The organism is Intrasporangium chromatireducens Q5-1 (genome assembly GCF_000576575.1).
GTDB lineage: Bacteria > Actinomycetota > Actinomycetes > Actinomycetales > Dermatophilaceae > Intrasporangium_A > Intrasporangium_A chromatireducens.
Window position 1 is genome coordinate 61,230 of sequence record NZ_AWQS01000001.1, and the last position, 14,425, is coordinate 75,654.

A 14,425-nucleotide genomic window follows, 5' to 3' on the forward strand; every position below is an offset into this window, starting at 1 on the left:
GAGTCCAGAGGGCTATAGACTTCACTTGAATGTCTCCAGAATGCTGATACCCAATCTGCTGATCTCCGCCTCATCCATCAAATTTGCAGCATAGACTTTATCTGCGCGGAGTAACCGTTTCAGGTCTCGAACCGTCGTGTGCGATTCGATTTCGCCACGAACTTCTGCGTCCGCGAAGCCTGCGTGAGTGATGATAAGGATGGGTCGGTTCTTAGGATTCCAAGACCCGACTTGGTCCGCGGCCCGGCGAGTCAGATCCTTCGGGCTGTGGTGAGGTGCTGCGCTCGACGGCCTCTCATCCATCAACTGACGCCAGGACGCAAGGAACAGTGGTTAGTCGGCGTTGCGGGCCTTTTCACGGGCATCTTTCCATGCGCTCTTATCCCCTGAAAAGTCTATGATCTTCAACTTGAGCCCAACCGTCTCGAGCTTCACGTCACACTTGAACTCTCGTCGCGCCTGCGTTGGTATGTATTGGCGGCGTATTTGTCCCGTATGTAGAAAGTCGGTCAGTGTTGACTTCCCCGTCATTCGCGGCCCGAGCACAACGATCTGTTTTCCCCGGGCCGCGTCAACAAGGGACTTGCCTAAGAGGCCCGCCGCGGCCAGGGCTGCAGCGGCGACGGCGACGATGAGTGGGATGGGCATGGTGCTCCTAGTAACTGGCACTGGCGCGGCCAGTCTGTCACGGCTGGCGTTGCTAGGGTGCGTTTCAACCGGTAGGCCGAGGATGGCTGGCGTTAGACGCTTAGTGTCTCGTGGCGCGGCGTGCGTCCTAGTAGGCATGGCTAGAGTGACGATGTCATTGCGGCCCGACGGGCTTCCTGCACGGACATGCCCCCACCCGCACGAGTTACTTCGTGCTGCCTGGGGACCTTTTCGTGCATCTGCTACGCACCTCCGTCGAGGGCTTCTCCGCTCTTGAGCTCCGCCTCGCTGACCACCTATCCGAGCAGATGTCGATCCAGACCGGCCACCGGCCCGCCCCGGGTGAGGTGAAGTCCTGGCAGCGGAGCCTCCCAGTCCTCCGCGCCGACCTCGTCTCGGCTGGACTGGGTGCCGTCGAGATGCTGATCGAGTACCAGCTGCCGCTCACGAGCAAGCGTGCCGACGTCGTCCTCGCTGGCCGGCATCCCAAGACCGGCGACCCGTCATATCTGGTCGTCGAGCTCAAGCAGTGGAGCTCGGCGGAGCAGTTCGAGGACAGTGAACACCTCGTTCGGGTCGATGGCTACGGACACCGCTCCGTCACCCACCCATCCCTGCAGGTTGCCGGCTACTGCGACTACCTCGCAGACTTCGCAACCTACCTGGCCGACCATTCGCACTCGCTGGCCGGAGCGGCATACCTCCACAACGCGACGGACCACGCGGTGTCGGACCTCTTCGAGTTGACCCCACCCAACGGCATACGGCTCTTCACCGGTGAGCGACGCGGCGCGTTCGTCGACTACCTGCGCGAGCACTTCGCCCCCGGTGAGAGCGGCGCCGACGCTGCGGACATGCTGCTGCGCAGCAAGATCGCGCCGAGCAAGCAGCTGCTCGCCGTCGCGGCTGAGGAGGTCCAGCAACGGGAGCAGTTCGTGCTGCTTGACGAGCAGCGGGACGCTTACGAGCACGTGATGTATGCCGTTGAGCGGGCTCGCCGCTCGAACGTGAAGACCGCCGTCGTGGTGAGTGGTGGCCCGGGCAGCGGCAAGTCGGTGATCGCGCTCTCCCTGATGGGCGAGCTGTCGCGGCAGGGCCGGACGGTCATGCACGCGACCGGCTCGAGGTCGTTCACCCAGACACTGCGCCGGGTGGCCGGGAAGCGCGCGCCGAAGGTGCAGAAGCTCTTCACCTACTTCAACTCGTTCATGACCGCGGAGCCGAACGACCTCGACTGCCTTATCCTCGACGAGGCGCATCGGATCCGGGAGACTTCGGTAAGCCGCTACACCCGCAAGGAGCTGCGGTCGATCGGGCGGCCGCAGGTGCACGAGCTGCTCTCCGCAGCGCGGGTGCCGGTCTTCCTGCTCGACGAGCACCAGGTCGTGCGGCCCGGCGAGATGGGCACCGTCGAGGAGATCGAGGCGCACGCCGCCGCGCTGGGGCTGCGGGTCGAGCACATCAACCTCAACGACCAGTTCCGGTGCGGTGGGTCGGAGCTCTACGTCGACTGGGTGCTGCGCCTGCTCGGGCTGGCCGAAGGCGGCCCGGTCAAGTGGGACGGTGACGACGGGTTTGATGTTTCCGTCTCCGACAGCCCCGAGGAGCTCGAGCACGTCCTAGCCAAGCACGACTCCAACGGCTACACCGCGCGGATCGCCGCCGGCTACTGCTGGCCATGGAGCGACCCTCGACCGGACGGAACGCTGGTGCCGGACGTCCAGATCGACGGATGGTCACGGCCCTGGAACGTCAAGGGCGAACGCGGTGTGGGTGGAGCGCCTCCCTCAGCATTGTGGGCGAGTGACCCTGCTGGTTTCGGGCAGGTGGGCTGCATCTACACGGCGCAGGGTTTCGAGTACGACCACGCGGGCGTCATCATCGGGCCTGACTTCGTGTGGCGGGAGGGCCGGTGGCTGACAGTGCGCGAGGGTAGCCGGGATCCGCTCCTTATGAAGCGGACGCAGGTCGATGACGCACAATTCGATCGCCTAGTGCGGAACGTCTACAAAGTGCTCCTGACGCGCGGGATGCGCAGCGTGACGATCTACGCCACGGACCCCGCGACCCGAGACTTCTTGCGGAGCATCGTCCGAACATAGCCGTTGATCCGGCGGCGCAACTCGCAACCATCACTCTTCGGATCGACAGGCTTCCAACCGAGGACAGGCCTCCCCGAAAACGTCACACCGGGAGGCACGTCATGACCGCTTGGATCTTCGCGATCCGCGAGGGTAAGGAGGAGCATCTGCGCATCGCACTTCAGCATGGCTTCTGGGACACGAAGTACAACGCGGTTGTCGCCAAGGGTGACGCCGTGTACTTCTGGCAGTCCGGCAATTCATTCGTCGCGAAGTGTGTCGCGACGGGCGACAGGAGGCCGCTCGGAGCGGCCGACCGTAGTGTTGACCGTAGTCCTTGGAACGACCGCGAGAGTTATCGCTGGCGCTTCCCGATGCAGCTCATCTCCGCCAACCCGACGAGGCAACCGAAATGGGCGGGTGTGCAACGCTTGACGGGCCGGAAACTTGCCATCCGCGGTGGCTGGTGCAGCGTGCATGGCACGGGTGAGGAGGCTCTCGCTTCCTTCTTCACCGTCTAGCGCATACAAAACTCTTTGGCCGGTTCATGTCAACGCGTCCGCCGAGGTTGACGTGATGGTGGTTGCACCTATGCGCGTAACTCAGACTCCTTGCGTCACTTTCTTGGTGTGGGAAAGCTTTTCGGAAAGTTGATCCATGTTGTCGACAGCAGGGTGGGGAATCGGGAACGCAGAGTCGTCTTCCATGCGAAGATCGACCTTGCACCGCCGAGGCACTCACTCCGTCGTGTCTAGGTGCTTACTAGCGGGGGAGATGTGAGTTTGCAGGAACGCGCCGGTTCCGCCAATAACGCCCTAGACAACCTCGAAGCCAGCGTCAAGCTGCCTCCCACCATTGACAGGGCCATTGACCTCGTCCTGCGTACTGACTCCGTGACAGACGCGCCCAAGAAGCTGATTGCCAAGGGCTGGTCTTTCCCCGAGGAACTATTAGCGGCGAGAGTCGTGGCTCGCGCCAAGGCGACGGGCGCCCGCAAGGTGGACCAGCGGTTGGGGGATGCTCCGCCGGCGGGCGGAAGGCCAGAGGCAACGTCGAAGGAAGCGGAAGCGGCGGCTGCGCCTCCCTTTGTGAGGCCCAAGCCCCAGCTCCAGCAGGGGATAGACGTCTCCGTCCTACCGGACTCAGTCCGTCAACTGGTTGCCGACCATCCGGAGTTCTTACCCCGTTCTCGGCCGGCCGCGGACGCCCTGGGTCCGGTCCACGATCCCAGCCTTGATGACATCTGGACGGAGATCCAGCAGGCCCTCGACGACGAACTCCTTGCCGTCTGGAAGTCAATAAGCACACTGACTCTGCGCCTGACAGCCGGACAGGTTCTATCGACGACCAACCGCGGATACGTAGTTGTCTACGAGGTCGAGCGGGACGTGCGGCTGACCGAGGGGCAACAAGTAGCCCTTCGAGCCGGCGAGAAGGAATTCGACGCAGAAGTCCTGGCCATGGCTGGCGCCCGCCTGCAGCTGTGGGTGCGAGCATCGTCCGCGCCTCCACCTGAGGGTGAGTTACTTGCTGATGCCTCCTTCCTACTCAAGCGCCGCAAGGAGTTCTGTGGGCAGCGAGCGACGAGCGAACTGAGCGGCGAAACGATTCACATGGTCCTCGCGAAAAGCGAGGACGTCGTTACCGTCCAGGACAAGTGGCCGGGGCTCGACTGGATGGGCGGGGAGCAGGATCACTTCCTCAGGATCGCCCTTGGCACGCCCATGTCATGGTTGTGGGGACCGCCCGGGACGGGAAAGACGAGCACGCTGGCGGTCTTGCTGGACGAGTTGCATCGTCGGGGGGAGCGCATCCTCTTTGTATCCAATACGAACACTGCCGTCGATACGGCACTGTTGCGGTTCGCTCGAACCACCCCGGGCTATGGGATGGGCGACGTCGTCCGTGTGGGGCCAGCGGCACTAGCAGAAGTGGAGCGGCTCCCCACCCCCGTGACGGTCGAGGGCATCGGCGCCAGCCGCGGCGAGGCTATCGCGACAGCTTTGCAGCAATGTGAGGCCGAGCTGAAGTCGCTCCGTGCTCGGAATCTCGCAGCGATTCGGAAGATCGATGGCCGGTATGACGGAGAGGACGATGACTCCGACACGGCGCTCCACGCAATAGCGCGCCGGCGAGATAAGTACTTCGACCAGGACCGGGCGACGGTTCCTAAGGTCGGCTATCTCGTTGAGCGGAGGCATCTGCTCAGAGAGATGCTTGACCGGCTCGAGGTCGCGACCTACGAGCAAGCGTCGGTCCTGTTCGCCACGGTCCATCAGGCGTACCTGCGGCGGCTCCAAGGCCAGCGGTTCGATTGTGTGGTCATCGATGAGGCCAGCATGGTGTCGGCCGACCTCGCGCTCATTGCGGCGGGTCTTAGCGACAAGCGGGTCGTCGTGGCAGGCGACTTCAGGCAGCTGGGGCCAATCCATCAGAGTGAATCACCGGTAGCGCAAAAGTGGCTGGCCCGCAGCATTTTTGAGCACGCGGGCATCCCGCTTGAAGTCTCCAGGCACTCAACAAGACCCAATCTAGTGGCGTTGCGACAACAGCACCGCATGCGACCGGCAGTCGCGGATCTGGTCTCCAATGCCGCATATTCCGAGAACCCGTTGATTACCAGCGACCTCGTGATGTCCCGACCCGCGGTTGCGGTCGCGCTGCCGGAGGCTGGACCTGTTGTAGTGGTCGATACCTCCAAGCTTCGGCCCTGGATGGCACGAGCTTCAGGCATCCGCTCTCGGTACAACCCTATTCATGCACAAATTGCTCAGGTTCTGGTCGATGCGTTGCCGGAGGAGACCAGCCTCGGGCTGATCAGCCCCTTTGCCCCTCAATCCGCTTTGCTCCGCTCCGTCGTGGGTCGCGACGACGAGCATCGCGCCGCGTCTACCGTGCACCGATTCCAAGGTGGCGAACGTGATGTCATCCTCTGGGATGCCACTCTCGCGTCGGGCGGGCGTCTTAGCAAGGTGCCCTGGTTCTCCGACTCCAAGACGTGGGAAGAGGGCTCCCGCCTGGTCAACGTAGCAATCTCCAGGGCGCGTGAGCAGCTGATCATCCTCGCCGACGTGTCATCTATGCGGGCCGGCCTCGGGTTCGACTCGACCTCGATGAGGGTCCTGAGGGACGCAATGAAGGCGGGCGCCCTCGTTGACGCCTGCGACGTCATCCGGAGTACTGCAACGACGGCAGCGGAAGAACACAGCCACCAGGACCGGCCGCCCCTTGGTTGGGTCCTCGAAGCGGGAGCACAGATGGCGATGCTGTGGACTCCTTCCCTCCCCGACCCCGTGTCGCCTGAGATACTCGAACTGCTGGCGCAGGCGCATCGCCGGGGGACGCAGATCTACCTGAGAACGGTCACTCCCATAACTGCGACTGGCCATCGTGCCGCACATGCACTACAGGCGGTTGGCGTCAGCGTGCGCTACCTGGAGCACGCCGTTGAGAGTTTCGCGCTCTGTGGATCAAGGGTGGCGAGTTGCGGTGACCCCCTACTTGCTACTGATCCGGCCGGACCTTGGGTGATGTCAGAGTCTCGGGACTTTGCGGCGGTTCTCCTCCGGCTCGCCAAGAGAAAGCATGATCCGAAAATGACAGCAGGGGAGACGGACTCCGTGCTTGCGTGTGGCCACCCTCAGACGCTTTGGTACTACCGAAGCACTGACGGACTTCCGTGGCTCGACGGGGTGTGTCGGTACTGCGGGTGACCGACAAGGCAAGGCAGGCTCGGGCGCAACCTGGCGCTGCGCCCGAGCCCGCCTCGCGAACGTCACCAGCTGGTCGGCTTGCCCGCCTGGTAGACCCACACGTCGAAGAAGTGGGTCAGGTCCATCCCGGAGACCTTCTCCGCGAGCTGGACGAAGTCGGCCGTGTTGGCGTTGCCGTAGCGGTGCATCGTCGCCCACTCCTTGATGAGCTTGAAGAAGGCGTCGTCGCCGATCTTGCCGCGCAGTGCATGCAGCGTCATCGCGCCGCGGTTATAGGGGACGTTGCTGAACATGTCGACCGGGCCCGGGTCGATCATCGAGATCTGCCAGAACGACGAGCTCGCCGCGCGCCCGTAGTTGCTGTTGCTGTTGAACGTCTGTTGCGCCGTCGCGCCCCCGGTGTGCTCGGTGTAGAGCCACGACGCGTAGGTCGCGAAGCCCTCGTTGAGCCAGATGTCCGACCACCGCTCGAGGGACACGCTGTCGCCGTACCACTGGTGGGCCAGCTCGTGGGCCATCGTGCCGATGCTCGGGGCGTTCGAGAAGATCGGCTTGGTCTGCGTCTCGAGGGCATAACCGACGTTCGGCGCCCGGTCGATGATCGCGCCCGTCGACGCGAACGGGTACGGCCCGAAGACCGAGCTGAAGTAGTCGACGATGTCGGGGATCCGCGCCACCGCGGCGGCCGAGCGGTCGACGAGGCGCAGGTCGACAGCGACATACACGGGTATGCCGCTGGGCGTGGTCGACCGGGTGACCGCGAAGTCCCCGATCGTCACCGTCGCGAGATAGGTCGCCATCGGCTCGGTCGAGTCCCACGTGAAGGTCGTCCATCCGTCTGCCGTCTGCTGCGAGATGAGCTGGCCGTTGCCGACGGCGGTCTTGCCCTCGGGAACGGTCGCGGTGAGCGTGAAGGTCGCCTTGTCGGTCGGGTGGTTGTTGCCGGGGAACCACGCGGCCGAGCCCTGCGGCTCGCCGGCGACGAAGGCGCCGTCGTCGGTCGGCACCCAACCCTCGATCGAGCCGTCCGGGTCGGTGATGACCGGCGGCACCCCGGCATAAGCGACGACGGTGGTAAAGGTTTGGCCCGTCTTCAGCTTCGGCCTCGGCGTGACGACGACCTCCTCGTCGCCCTGCTGATAGTCCATCGGCTTGCCATTGACGGCCAGCTTGGTGATCGCCGGGCCGCGGAAGTCGAGGTTGAACTGGTCGAGGTCCTGCGTCGCGACCGCGGAGATCGTCGTCGTCGCGTTGAGGCGCTTCGTCGCCGGGTCGTAGGTGAACTTGATGTCGTAGTGCTGGACGTCGAAGCCGCCGTTGCCCTGGTCGGGGAAGTAGAGGTCACCGACGCTGGCCGCGCCGGCGGAGTAGCGCGGCTCGCCGGGGGAGCCAGGAGCAGCGGTCGTCGGTCCGGCCAGGGGAAGGGTCAGGGTGGCGGCGACGGCGGCCGCAGCGACGGAGGTGCGGAGAGGTTGGAATCTCACGTCGTGTCCGATCTGCACTCCGGCTGGCGGCCAGCCGGACCACGCTGTGGAGGGTGCCCCACGTCGGGTGGCGCAGGGCCTGACGCATGATCCTGTTGCGGCACCGGGCGCAGGATCGGTCTAGCCAGCTCCCGGCGCGAAACTGGATTAGGACGGACACTAGGCCCGGCCATGGGGTGCGGCAACCGGAATGGGAAACGCGCGCGGCTGGCTGTCCCGGGGCACTGTCGCCGGCTCCTGTCATCATCGGTGCAGGTCAAGAGCAGCGGCCCCAAACCCTTGGAGTGGTCGCTCGGCAACCGGTCCCGCGCCGGTGCCTTCCAAGGAAGACCTGACCGGGCAGCAGCCGCTGTCAGGTAATGGCGGGCCTCGCGGTTCCGAGGCCGAGAACCGAGGAGGTCGAGACGTGTCCTGCACCGGCTCCAGTTCCGCCCCCGATGAGGGCATCCAGCGGTACGACGACGACGCCGGCGCGCTGTCGTTCGAGTGGCCAGCGGACGGGCCGGAGGCGACCGACTTCCTGCTCGACATGAATGCCTGGGACGAGGTCAGCAGCTTGGTCAACGCGCTCGCACGCCACGCGTGGTTCACGACGCACTACGAGCGCGAGAGGGACGGCCTGCCTGCACCTCTGACATCTCCCGACTTGTCACCACGGGCGGCCGAACTCGTGAGCGGGCTGTGGCTGGCCCGAATCCGGCCGAACCCGTACCTGTGGACGCATGCCTTCGTGTGCCTGGACTGCCACTGGGTCGGCTCGTTCGACGTTATCGAGGACCTCGACCTGCTCCTCGAGCGCGACCTGCACCTGTGTGACAGGGGCAGTCGCGGCCGCCCGCGTCCGCGAGGCTGATCGCGCCTCGGTGACGTCGCCCAATAGGCAATTCTCCTGATGCGACCGGCTACCTCAGACGTTCATCGTGGTGTCACACCCAGAGACGAGGAGCGAGCATGCAAGACCCCGCAGCCCGGGCGATCGTCCCGGTCGACCTGCCGCACCGCGGACGAACCGGCATCCCGTGCCAGGACAACGACGCCGAGCTCTGGTTTGCCGAGGACCCCGACGACGTCGAGCTGGCCAAGTCGCTCTGCCTTGCCTGCCCGATGCGTGAGGCCTGCTTGGCAGGTGCCCTCGAGCGGGGCGAGCCGTGGGGTGTCTGGGGTGGCCAGCTGCTGGCGCACGGTGTCATCGTCGGGGGCAAGCGGCGGCGCGGCCGGCCGCGGAGGAACGAGGCCGCCTGACGTTGAGCCAGCCGGAGCGCGACCGCACCTAACAGCGGTGCCAAGCTCAGCGGCATACACGGCATTGGTCTGAGGCGGACGGCTACGGTGAGGCATGCTGCCCTGGAGCACCGACCTGGCTGGACGGCTCGACGAGCACGTCATCGACAGCGCGCTGCTGCGGGGCAACCCGCTCGGCGACCCGCACGAGCGGCCGCTCTGGGTCTATCTGCCGCCCGGGTACGACGACGAGCCAGAGCGCCGCTATCCCACGGTCTACGTCATCCAGGGCTACACCGGTCACCTCGAGATGTGGCGCAACCGGCAGCCCTACCGGCAGCCGTTCCCGGAGACGGCCGACGCGGTGTTCGCGAGCGGGGAGGCGCCGCCGACGATCGTCGTCTATGTCGACGCGTGGACGGCCTATGGCGGCAGCCAGTTCGTCGACTCGCCCGGGACCGGCCGCTACCACTCGTATCTCTGCGACGAGGTCGTGCCGTTCGTCGACTCGCAGTATCGGACGTTGGCGCATCGGGACCATCGGGCGATCAGCGGCAAGTCGAGCGGCGGCTTCGGGGCGATGATCACGCCGATGCTGCGGCCGGACCTCTTCGGCGCGCTCGCCACGCATGCCGGCGACGCGCTCTATGAGTACTGCTACGTGCCGGAGTTCGCCAAGGCGGTGCGCTACCTGCGCGACTACAGCGGTGACATCCAGCGGTGGTGGGACGACTTTCGCGGCCGGGTGTCTTTCACCAAGCCGTGCGACGAGTCGCTGCTGATGCTGCTCGGGGTGTCGGCATGCTTCTCGGCCGATGGGGACGGCACGCCTCGGCTGCCCTTCGATGCTGCGACCGGGCAGCTGGTGCCGTCGGTCTGGCAGCGGTGGCTCGACTGGGACCCAGTGCGGATGGTGGCTGGACGGGCGGAGGCGGTGCGGTCGTGGCGCGCGGTCTGGATCGATGCCGGGACCCGGGACGAGTGGTTCCTCGACATCGGGGCTGGGGCGTTCCGCTCGCAGATCTTGGCCGCCGGGTTGGCTGAGGAGCGGGTGCACTTCGAGACGTTCGATGCTGGGCATGGGGGCATCGACTACCGGTATCCGCTCGCGCTCGCCTGGCTCGCGCAACGGATCGCATGATGAATCGGAGGAACTGATGCCACAACCTAAGAAGAAGCGCGGCAAGGACGACAGTCCGGAATCGGATCGGCTCTATGGGAAGTACCGAGGCATTTGCGTCGACAACGTCGACCCTTTGCGTCAGGGCCGGATCCGGATAGAGGTCCCGGAGATGTCTGCCATGACATCGACCTCGTGGGCCATGCCGTGCTTCCCCGTCGCCGGCATCCAGAGTGGCGTCTTCGCGGTCCCTCCGGTGGGTGCCGGCGTGTGGGTGGAGTTCGAGGCAGGTGATCCGGACTACCCCATTTGGGTAGGCGGCTATTACGGCAGTTCAGCGGACGTTCCAGGTGCGGCGAGGGCCGTGCCAACCGAGGTCTCGGGCTTTGTCATCCAAACGGCGCTCGAGAACAGCATCACCGTGAGCGACGCGCCCGAGCCGAATGGGGGAATTCTCATCGCGACACCGTCCGGTGCGAGAATCTCCGTCAACGACTCTGGCATCGAGATCAGCAACGGCAAGGGTGCCCGCATTACCCTCATCGGCCCGTCAGTCAGCATCAACAACGGCGCGCTGGCGGTGATCTGAAGTGTCCGGGTCGGTCCTCGACTCCGGCGCGACCATTTGCTGTTCGCACGGTGGTCTGGCTATCCCCACAGTGGATGATTCGCGCGTCCTACTTGCAGGTGTCCCCGTCACGACGATCGCCACGCGGTACGTCATCGAAGGATGTCCCTTGCCAAGCGGCGCCAACTCGCCCTGTCGGTCGGGTCAGTGGCTTGTTGGTGCGAAACGAGTCTTGGCCGGCGGTGTTCCCGTGGCGATCATGGATGGCACCTCGATCTGTCAGCCAACTGGAACGCCGATGCTTCCTGTCGCCGCCCAGGCGAGGGTCACGGCCTCATGAGGCCCGCTCAGCGGCATACCTCTTGGGACTGATCGGTGGGCCACCGCTTTCGCGCGGTAGGCGGCCTCAGAGCCTACGGAGGGCCAGGGGATCACCCCTGGCCCTCCTTCCTGCGAATCGGTGACTAGCCGACCTGCGATCGGCCGATCCCCGCGAGACTCTCGTGCATGCCGTCGTAGACGCTGGCCCCGTTGAACACCGACACGGGCGGCTTGGCGACCATGGTGTAGCGGGTGTCGACGACGTTGCCGACCGGCCGGAAGCCGACACTGCCACTGAGCTCCTCGACGTGAGGAGCCTCTGGCAGTGTGGCCGCGTGAGCCGTCTTGGCGCAGCGTGATGGCCCTGCCCAATTTTCCGCCCTACCGAACCTTGCATGCTGAAACGGTTGGGTCGGTAGAAGCGGCCGGGATCGACGTGTGGTGGGTCGGCCAACTGGCGCCGTTCACCGCGCTTAGGCGACGCGCGGCGGAGAGACGCACCATCCGCAACCGCGTGTTGCAGCGCACCGGCGCAAAGACGCGAGCTATCCCTATCGGTTAGGTGATCTGATGGCGGCAATTGTTACGCGGGGACGCTCGCGCGGGGTGTCCTTTTCTGCAGGTCGATCGGGCTTGGACTTGGCTGCTGGCATCGCGCGGGAGCGTTGGTCGCCCTTGGACTTTTTGACGATGGCGCCTCGCTTTGTCGCGGGCTTCACGGTGGTGGATTTACCGGCTGCACGCTTCGCCACTTTGGAAGCAGCTGGCGTGGCCGCTGGCGCCTTCTTCAGCGGCCCCCGCTTCGGGGCAGCGACTCGCACCGCGGACAGCTGCGACACGCGTTGCGGGGAGATGTCCAGGAGCACGGCGACATCGCGAACAGGCAAGCCATCGCCCTGCAACTTGCTCACGGCCCGACGCATCGACTCGGATGCCGCCTTGGCCGCTTGGGCAGCCTGCTTCGAGGCCGTGCGAGCGGCCTCGGCCACCTCCGCGGACCCGATTACGGGAACCACATCGATCGACTCGCCGGCCAGGTCGATGTCAAGCGTGGTGAAGGCGTCACGCACGAGCTCGTCAACTTGGTCGAGGCGCTTGGCTTGGGTGTAGATCGGTTGGCCGTCATGTTCTGCTTCGATGGCCCACCAATCGCCGGAGCGGGTTGCGGTGACTCGCATGGTCAGTCCTCCTTCTTCGTCTCGAAGTGCTCGATGATCTTCTTGGCGGTGATCTCGTTGATTTCCTTGTGGCGAGGAACGACGTTCTGCCGGTCGCCGATCTTTACCTTGGTGTGCTCGGCGCCCTCGCTGAGGACCAGTTCTTGCTCCTGGGCCTTGGCGATCGCGCTCAGCCGCTTCATAAGGTCCGTCCGCTTCACAGCGTAAGTCTAGGTCGCTTGAACGATCAAGTCGAGGGGGCTAGACATTGGATGCTTGATCGCGATGCAGGAAGACACCCGGTGTCCACCATGCTCAGTCGCCGCTGGTATCTAGGCACCGTGACGCGGCGCTGTGACGCTCCCGGCCGCTTCCGGGGCGACCTCGCAGCTGGCACACCCATTTCCAGCCGGACCGAATGCCTGGTTGTGCGCACGGGCAGAGGCTTCGAGTCCTCAAGGGCGTGTCCCCCAGCTCCGTCCAAGTTGCGCAAACCGGGTCCCGCCCTCCAGCGCTGGACCCGCTACCCTCACGTCTACAGTAGATCAAGCAGAACCATTCTAGTTAGAACGATCCAGACAGGACGCTCATGGGACGCACGCCAGGCGCCAAGAACCGGTCTCCGCGGGAACTTCGTGCAGAGGCCAAGCGCCTCAACGAGAAGGCAAGCCTTCTGGAGAAGATGGCGAAGTTGAAGAGGCAAGCTGAGAAGAAGAAGTAGGGTCTGCGCATGGAACTTGAAGACGTCCCCCATGGCGAGTGCGTCGATTGCGGCGTCAAGACTTACCTCTGGTGTGAGAGTCGCAACAACTGGCACTGCACAAGCTGTGACTCCGACTGTCCTTAATGGGCGACTCGCACCCTTCTGCGCGATTAGAGATTTGGAGCACCGTGGCAAATTCGAACAACTGGTGTGACGCCCTGTACTTCCCGCATGGTCGGCGCAAGTTGGGAGGCGTTCACTGCCGGCTTGAGCTCGGTCACCCTGGCGATCACTGGTGCGAGGCCGAGGACGAGAACGCTGAGGGCGAACCCGAATCTTAAGTCCGGTTCCGCGCAGATTGCATCCAGCTGGGTGCCGCGCCGGAACACGGGCACCGCAAGTACGTCAGTGATCCCGCACTAAGTCCCGTCGCGGCGAAGTGACGCAGGTCCTTCTGCCACCCTGTCGTGCGGTCGCGTGATCGCCCCGTTCAGGCGAACCGGTCGACGGGCATGATGGAGCGGCTCATGGGGGCTCTTCGAAGTTAAGCGGGCAAGTGTCTGGGCCGCGTCGTTGACGTGAGGGGCCCGTGACCTCGGTGATCATGGCTGTTGTCAAAGGCAGTTCATGATCACGAAGGTGAGGTCACGGGCTTGGTTCAGCCTACGCAATCACACGCGCAAACACTCATCAGCCAGGACGGAACGAGGCTGCTCGGCCTGGACGGCTTGGCCGTCCGGCAGGTCGAGGTCGACGAGCACGGCGCGCGGACCGTGCACCTGGTCACCGCGGACGAGACCGCCGCCGCGTGCCCGACCTGCGGAGTCATCTCGACGGCACGGAAGGGCTCGGCGACCACGCACCCGCGGGACGTGCCGTACGGGCCGGACGCGGTCCGGCTGGTGTGGCACAAGAGCCGCTGGCGCTGCCTCGAGGACCGTTGCCCGCGGTTGTCGTTCACCGAGTCGCTGCCGCAGGTCCCGCCGCGGTGCCGGCTCACCACGCGGCTGTACGAGCAGGTCGGTGCCGGCGTCGCGGAGGGCTACTCGTGTGTCAGCTCGGCCGCTCGGGCGCACGGCGTGTCGTGGCCGGTCGCGCACGCCGCGTTCGTCGCGCACGTCACCCCGGTGCTCGAGCAGGACCTGCCCGAGGTGGCGGTGCTCGGGATCGATGAGACCCGCCGCGGTAAGCCGATCTGGGAACAGGACCCGGTCACCGGGCGGTGGCGGATCAAGCACGACCGGTGGCACACCGCCATCGTCGACGCCGCCGGGACCTGCGGGCTGCTCGCCCACATCGAGGGCCGCACCGCCACCGCCGTGACGAACTGGCTTGCCGGACAACCGGACTCATGGAAGGCGGCGGTGACGCACGTGGCGATCGACCTGTCCGCCTCGTACGCCAAAGCG

At 65.1% G+C, this 14,425-nt stretch carries 12 protein-coding genes and 1 riboswitch; of the genes, 8 read left to right on the forward strand and 4 right to left on the reverse strand.

Annotated elements, in window-relative coordinates:
• Positions 1 to 333: 333 nt before the first annotated feature.
• A complete protein-coding gene (locus N864_RS24440; RefSeq protein ID WP_155892742.1) occupies positions 334 to 648 on the reverse strand; it encodes a GTPase domain-containing protein in 315 nt (104 codons plus the stop codon).
• Positions 649 to 881: 233 nt separating this feature from the next.
• Here N864_RS24440 and N864_RS00210 point away from each other — a divergent pair, with 233 nt between their 5' ends.
• From N864_RS00210 to N864_RS00220, 3 genes are all read left to right on the forward strand, one after another.
• The gene (locus N864_RS00210) at positions 882 to 2,750 is read left to right on the forward strand and encodes a DUF2075 domain-containing protein (protein WP_034711991.1); all 1,869 of its coding nucleotides are present in this window, start codon (positions 882 to 884) and stop codon (positions 2,748 to 2,750) included.
• A gap of 101 nt (positions 2,751 to 2,851) precedes the next feature.
• On the forward strand, positions 2,852 to 3,250 hold the full coding sequence (locus N864_RS00215; RefSeq protein WP_034711956.1) for a hypothetical protein: 399 nt from the start codon (positions 2,852 to 2,854) through the stop codon (positions 3,248 to 3,250).
• 261 nt (positions 3,251 to 3,511) lie between these two features.
• Positions 3,512 to 6,442 carry a DEAD/DEAH box helicase gene (locus N864_RS00220; protein WP_155892743.1) on the forward strand — a complete coding sequence of 977 codons (2,931 nt, stop codon included), beginning with the start codon at positions 3,512 to 3,514 and terminating at the stop codon, positions 6,440 to 6,442.
• Between the two features lie 62 nt (positions 6,443 to 6,504).
• On the opposite strand, the gene N864_RS00225 is transcribed toward N864_RS00220, so the two are convergent.
• The gene (locus N864_RS00225) at positions 6,505 to 7,926 is read right to left on the reverse strand and encodes a M1 family metallopeptidase (RefSeq protein ID WP_034711993.1); all 1,422 of its coding nucleotides are present in this window, start codon (positions 7,924 to 7,926) and stop codon (positions 6,505 to 6,507) included.
• A gap of 254 nt (positions 7,927 to 8,180) precedes the next feature.
• Positions 8,181 to 8,295: riboswitch (SAM riboswitch) on the forward strand.
• A 37-nt stretch (positions 8,296 to 8,332) separates the two neighbouring features.
• Between N864_RS00225 and N864_RS00230 the strand changes: the two genes are divergently transcribed.
• The 4 genes from N864_RS00230 (at position 8,333) to N864_RS00245 (ending at position 10,856) form a co-directional block, all read left to right on the forward strand.
• On the forward strand, positions 8,333 to 8,779 hold the full coding sequence (locus N864_RS00230) for a hypothetical protein (protein ID WP_034711963.1): 447 nt from the start codon (positions 8,333 to 8,335) through the stop codon (positions 8,777 to 8,779).
• Between the two features lie 98 nt (positions 8,780 to 8,877).
• Entirely contained in the window at positions 8,878 to 9,168 is a 291-nt protein-coding gene (locus tag N864_RS00235) for a WhiB family transcriptional regulator (RefSeq protein WP_051517992.1), read from the forward strand.
• A gap of 94 nt (positions 9,169 to 9,262) precedes the next feature.
• On the forward strand, positions 9,263 to 10,288 hold the full coding sequence (locus tag N864_RS00240; protein ID WP_034711966.1) for an alpha/beta hydrolase: 1,026 nt from the start codon (positions 9,263 to 9,265) through the stop codon (positions 10,286 to 10,288).
• A gap of 16 nt (positions 10,289 to 10,304) precedes the next feature.
• A complete protein-coding gene (locus tag N864_RS00245; protein ID WP_051517993.1) occupies positions 10,305 to 10,856 on the forward strand; it encodes a phage baseplate assembly protein V in 552 nt (183 codons plus the stop codon).
• An 851-nt stretch (positions 10,857 to 11,707) separates the two neighbouring features.
• On the opposite strand, the gene N864_RS24445 is transcribed toward N864_RS00245, so the two are convergent.
• Together N864_RS24445 and N864_RS00250 are read right to left on the reverse strand one after the other, a co-directional pair.
• Positions 11,708 to 12,334 carry a hypothetical protein gene (locus N864_RS24445; protein ID WP_155892744.1) on the reverse strand — a complete coding sequence of 209 codons (627 nt, stop codon included), beginning with the start codon at positions 12,332 to 12,334 and terminating at the stop codon, positions 11,708 to 11,710.
• Positions 12,335 to 12,336: 2 nt separating this feature from the next.
• Positions 12,337 to 12,534, reverse strand: coding sequence for a hypothetical protein (locus N864_RS00250; protein WP_034711970.1), 198 nt, complete (start codon positions 12,532 to 12,534; stop codon positions 12,337 to 12,339).
• A 1,210-nt stretch (positions 12,535 to 13,744) separates the two neighbouring features.
• Between N864_RS00250 and N864_RS00255 the strand changes: the two genes are divergently transcribed.
• On the forward strand, positions 13,745 to 14,425 hold a 681-nt coding region (locus N864_RS00255; protein ID WP_162164477.1), incomplete at its 3' end, for a transposase family protein.

What these genes read in the sequence shown, in the direction of transcription:
- N864_RS24440 (WP_155892742.1), bottom strand. Translation starts at nt 648, where the DNA reads ATGCCCATCCCACTCATCGTCGCCGTCGCCGCTGCAGCCCTGGCCGCG.
- N864_RS00215 (WP_034711956.1), top strand. Translation starts at nt 2,852, where the DNA reads ATGACCGCTTGGATCTTCGCGATCCGCGAGGGTAAGGAGGAGCATCTG.
- N864_RS00235 (WP_051517992.1), top strand. Translation starts at nt 8,878, where the DNA reads ATGCAAGACCCCGCAGCCCGGGCGATCGTCCCGGTCGACCTGCCGCAC.
- N864_RS00240 (WP_034711966.1), top strand. Translation starts at nt 9,263, where the DNA reads ATGCTGCCCTGGAGCACCGACCTGGCTGGACGGCTCGACGAGCACGTC.
- N864_RS00245 (WP_051517993.1), top strand. Translation starts at nt 10,305, where the DNA reads ATGCCACAACCTAAGAAGAAGCGCGGCAAGGACGACAGTCCGGAATCG.
- N864_RS24445 (WP_155892744.1), bottom strand. Translation starts at nt 12,334, where the DNA reads ATGCGAGTCACCGCAACCCGCTCCGGCGATTGGTGGGCCATCGAAGCA.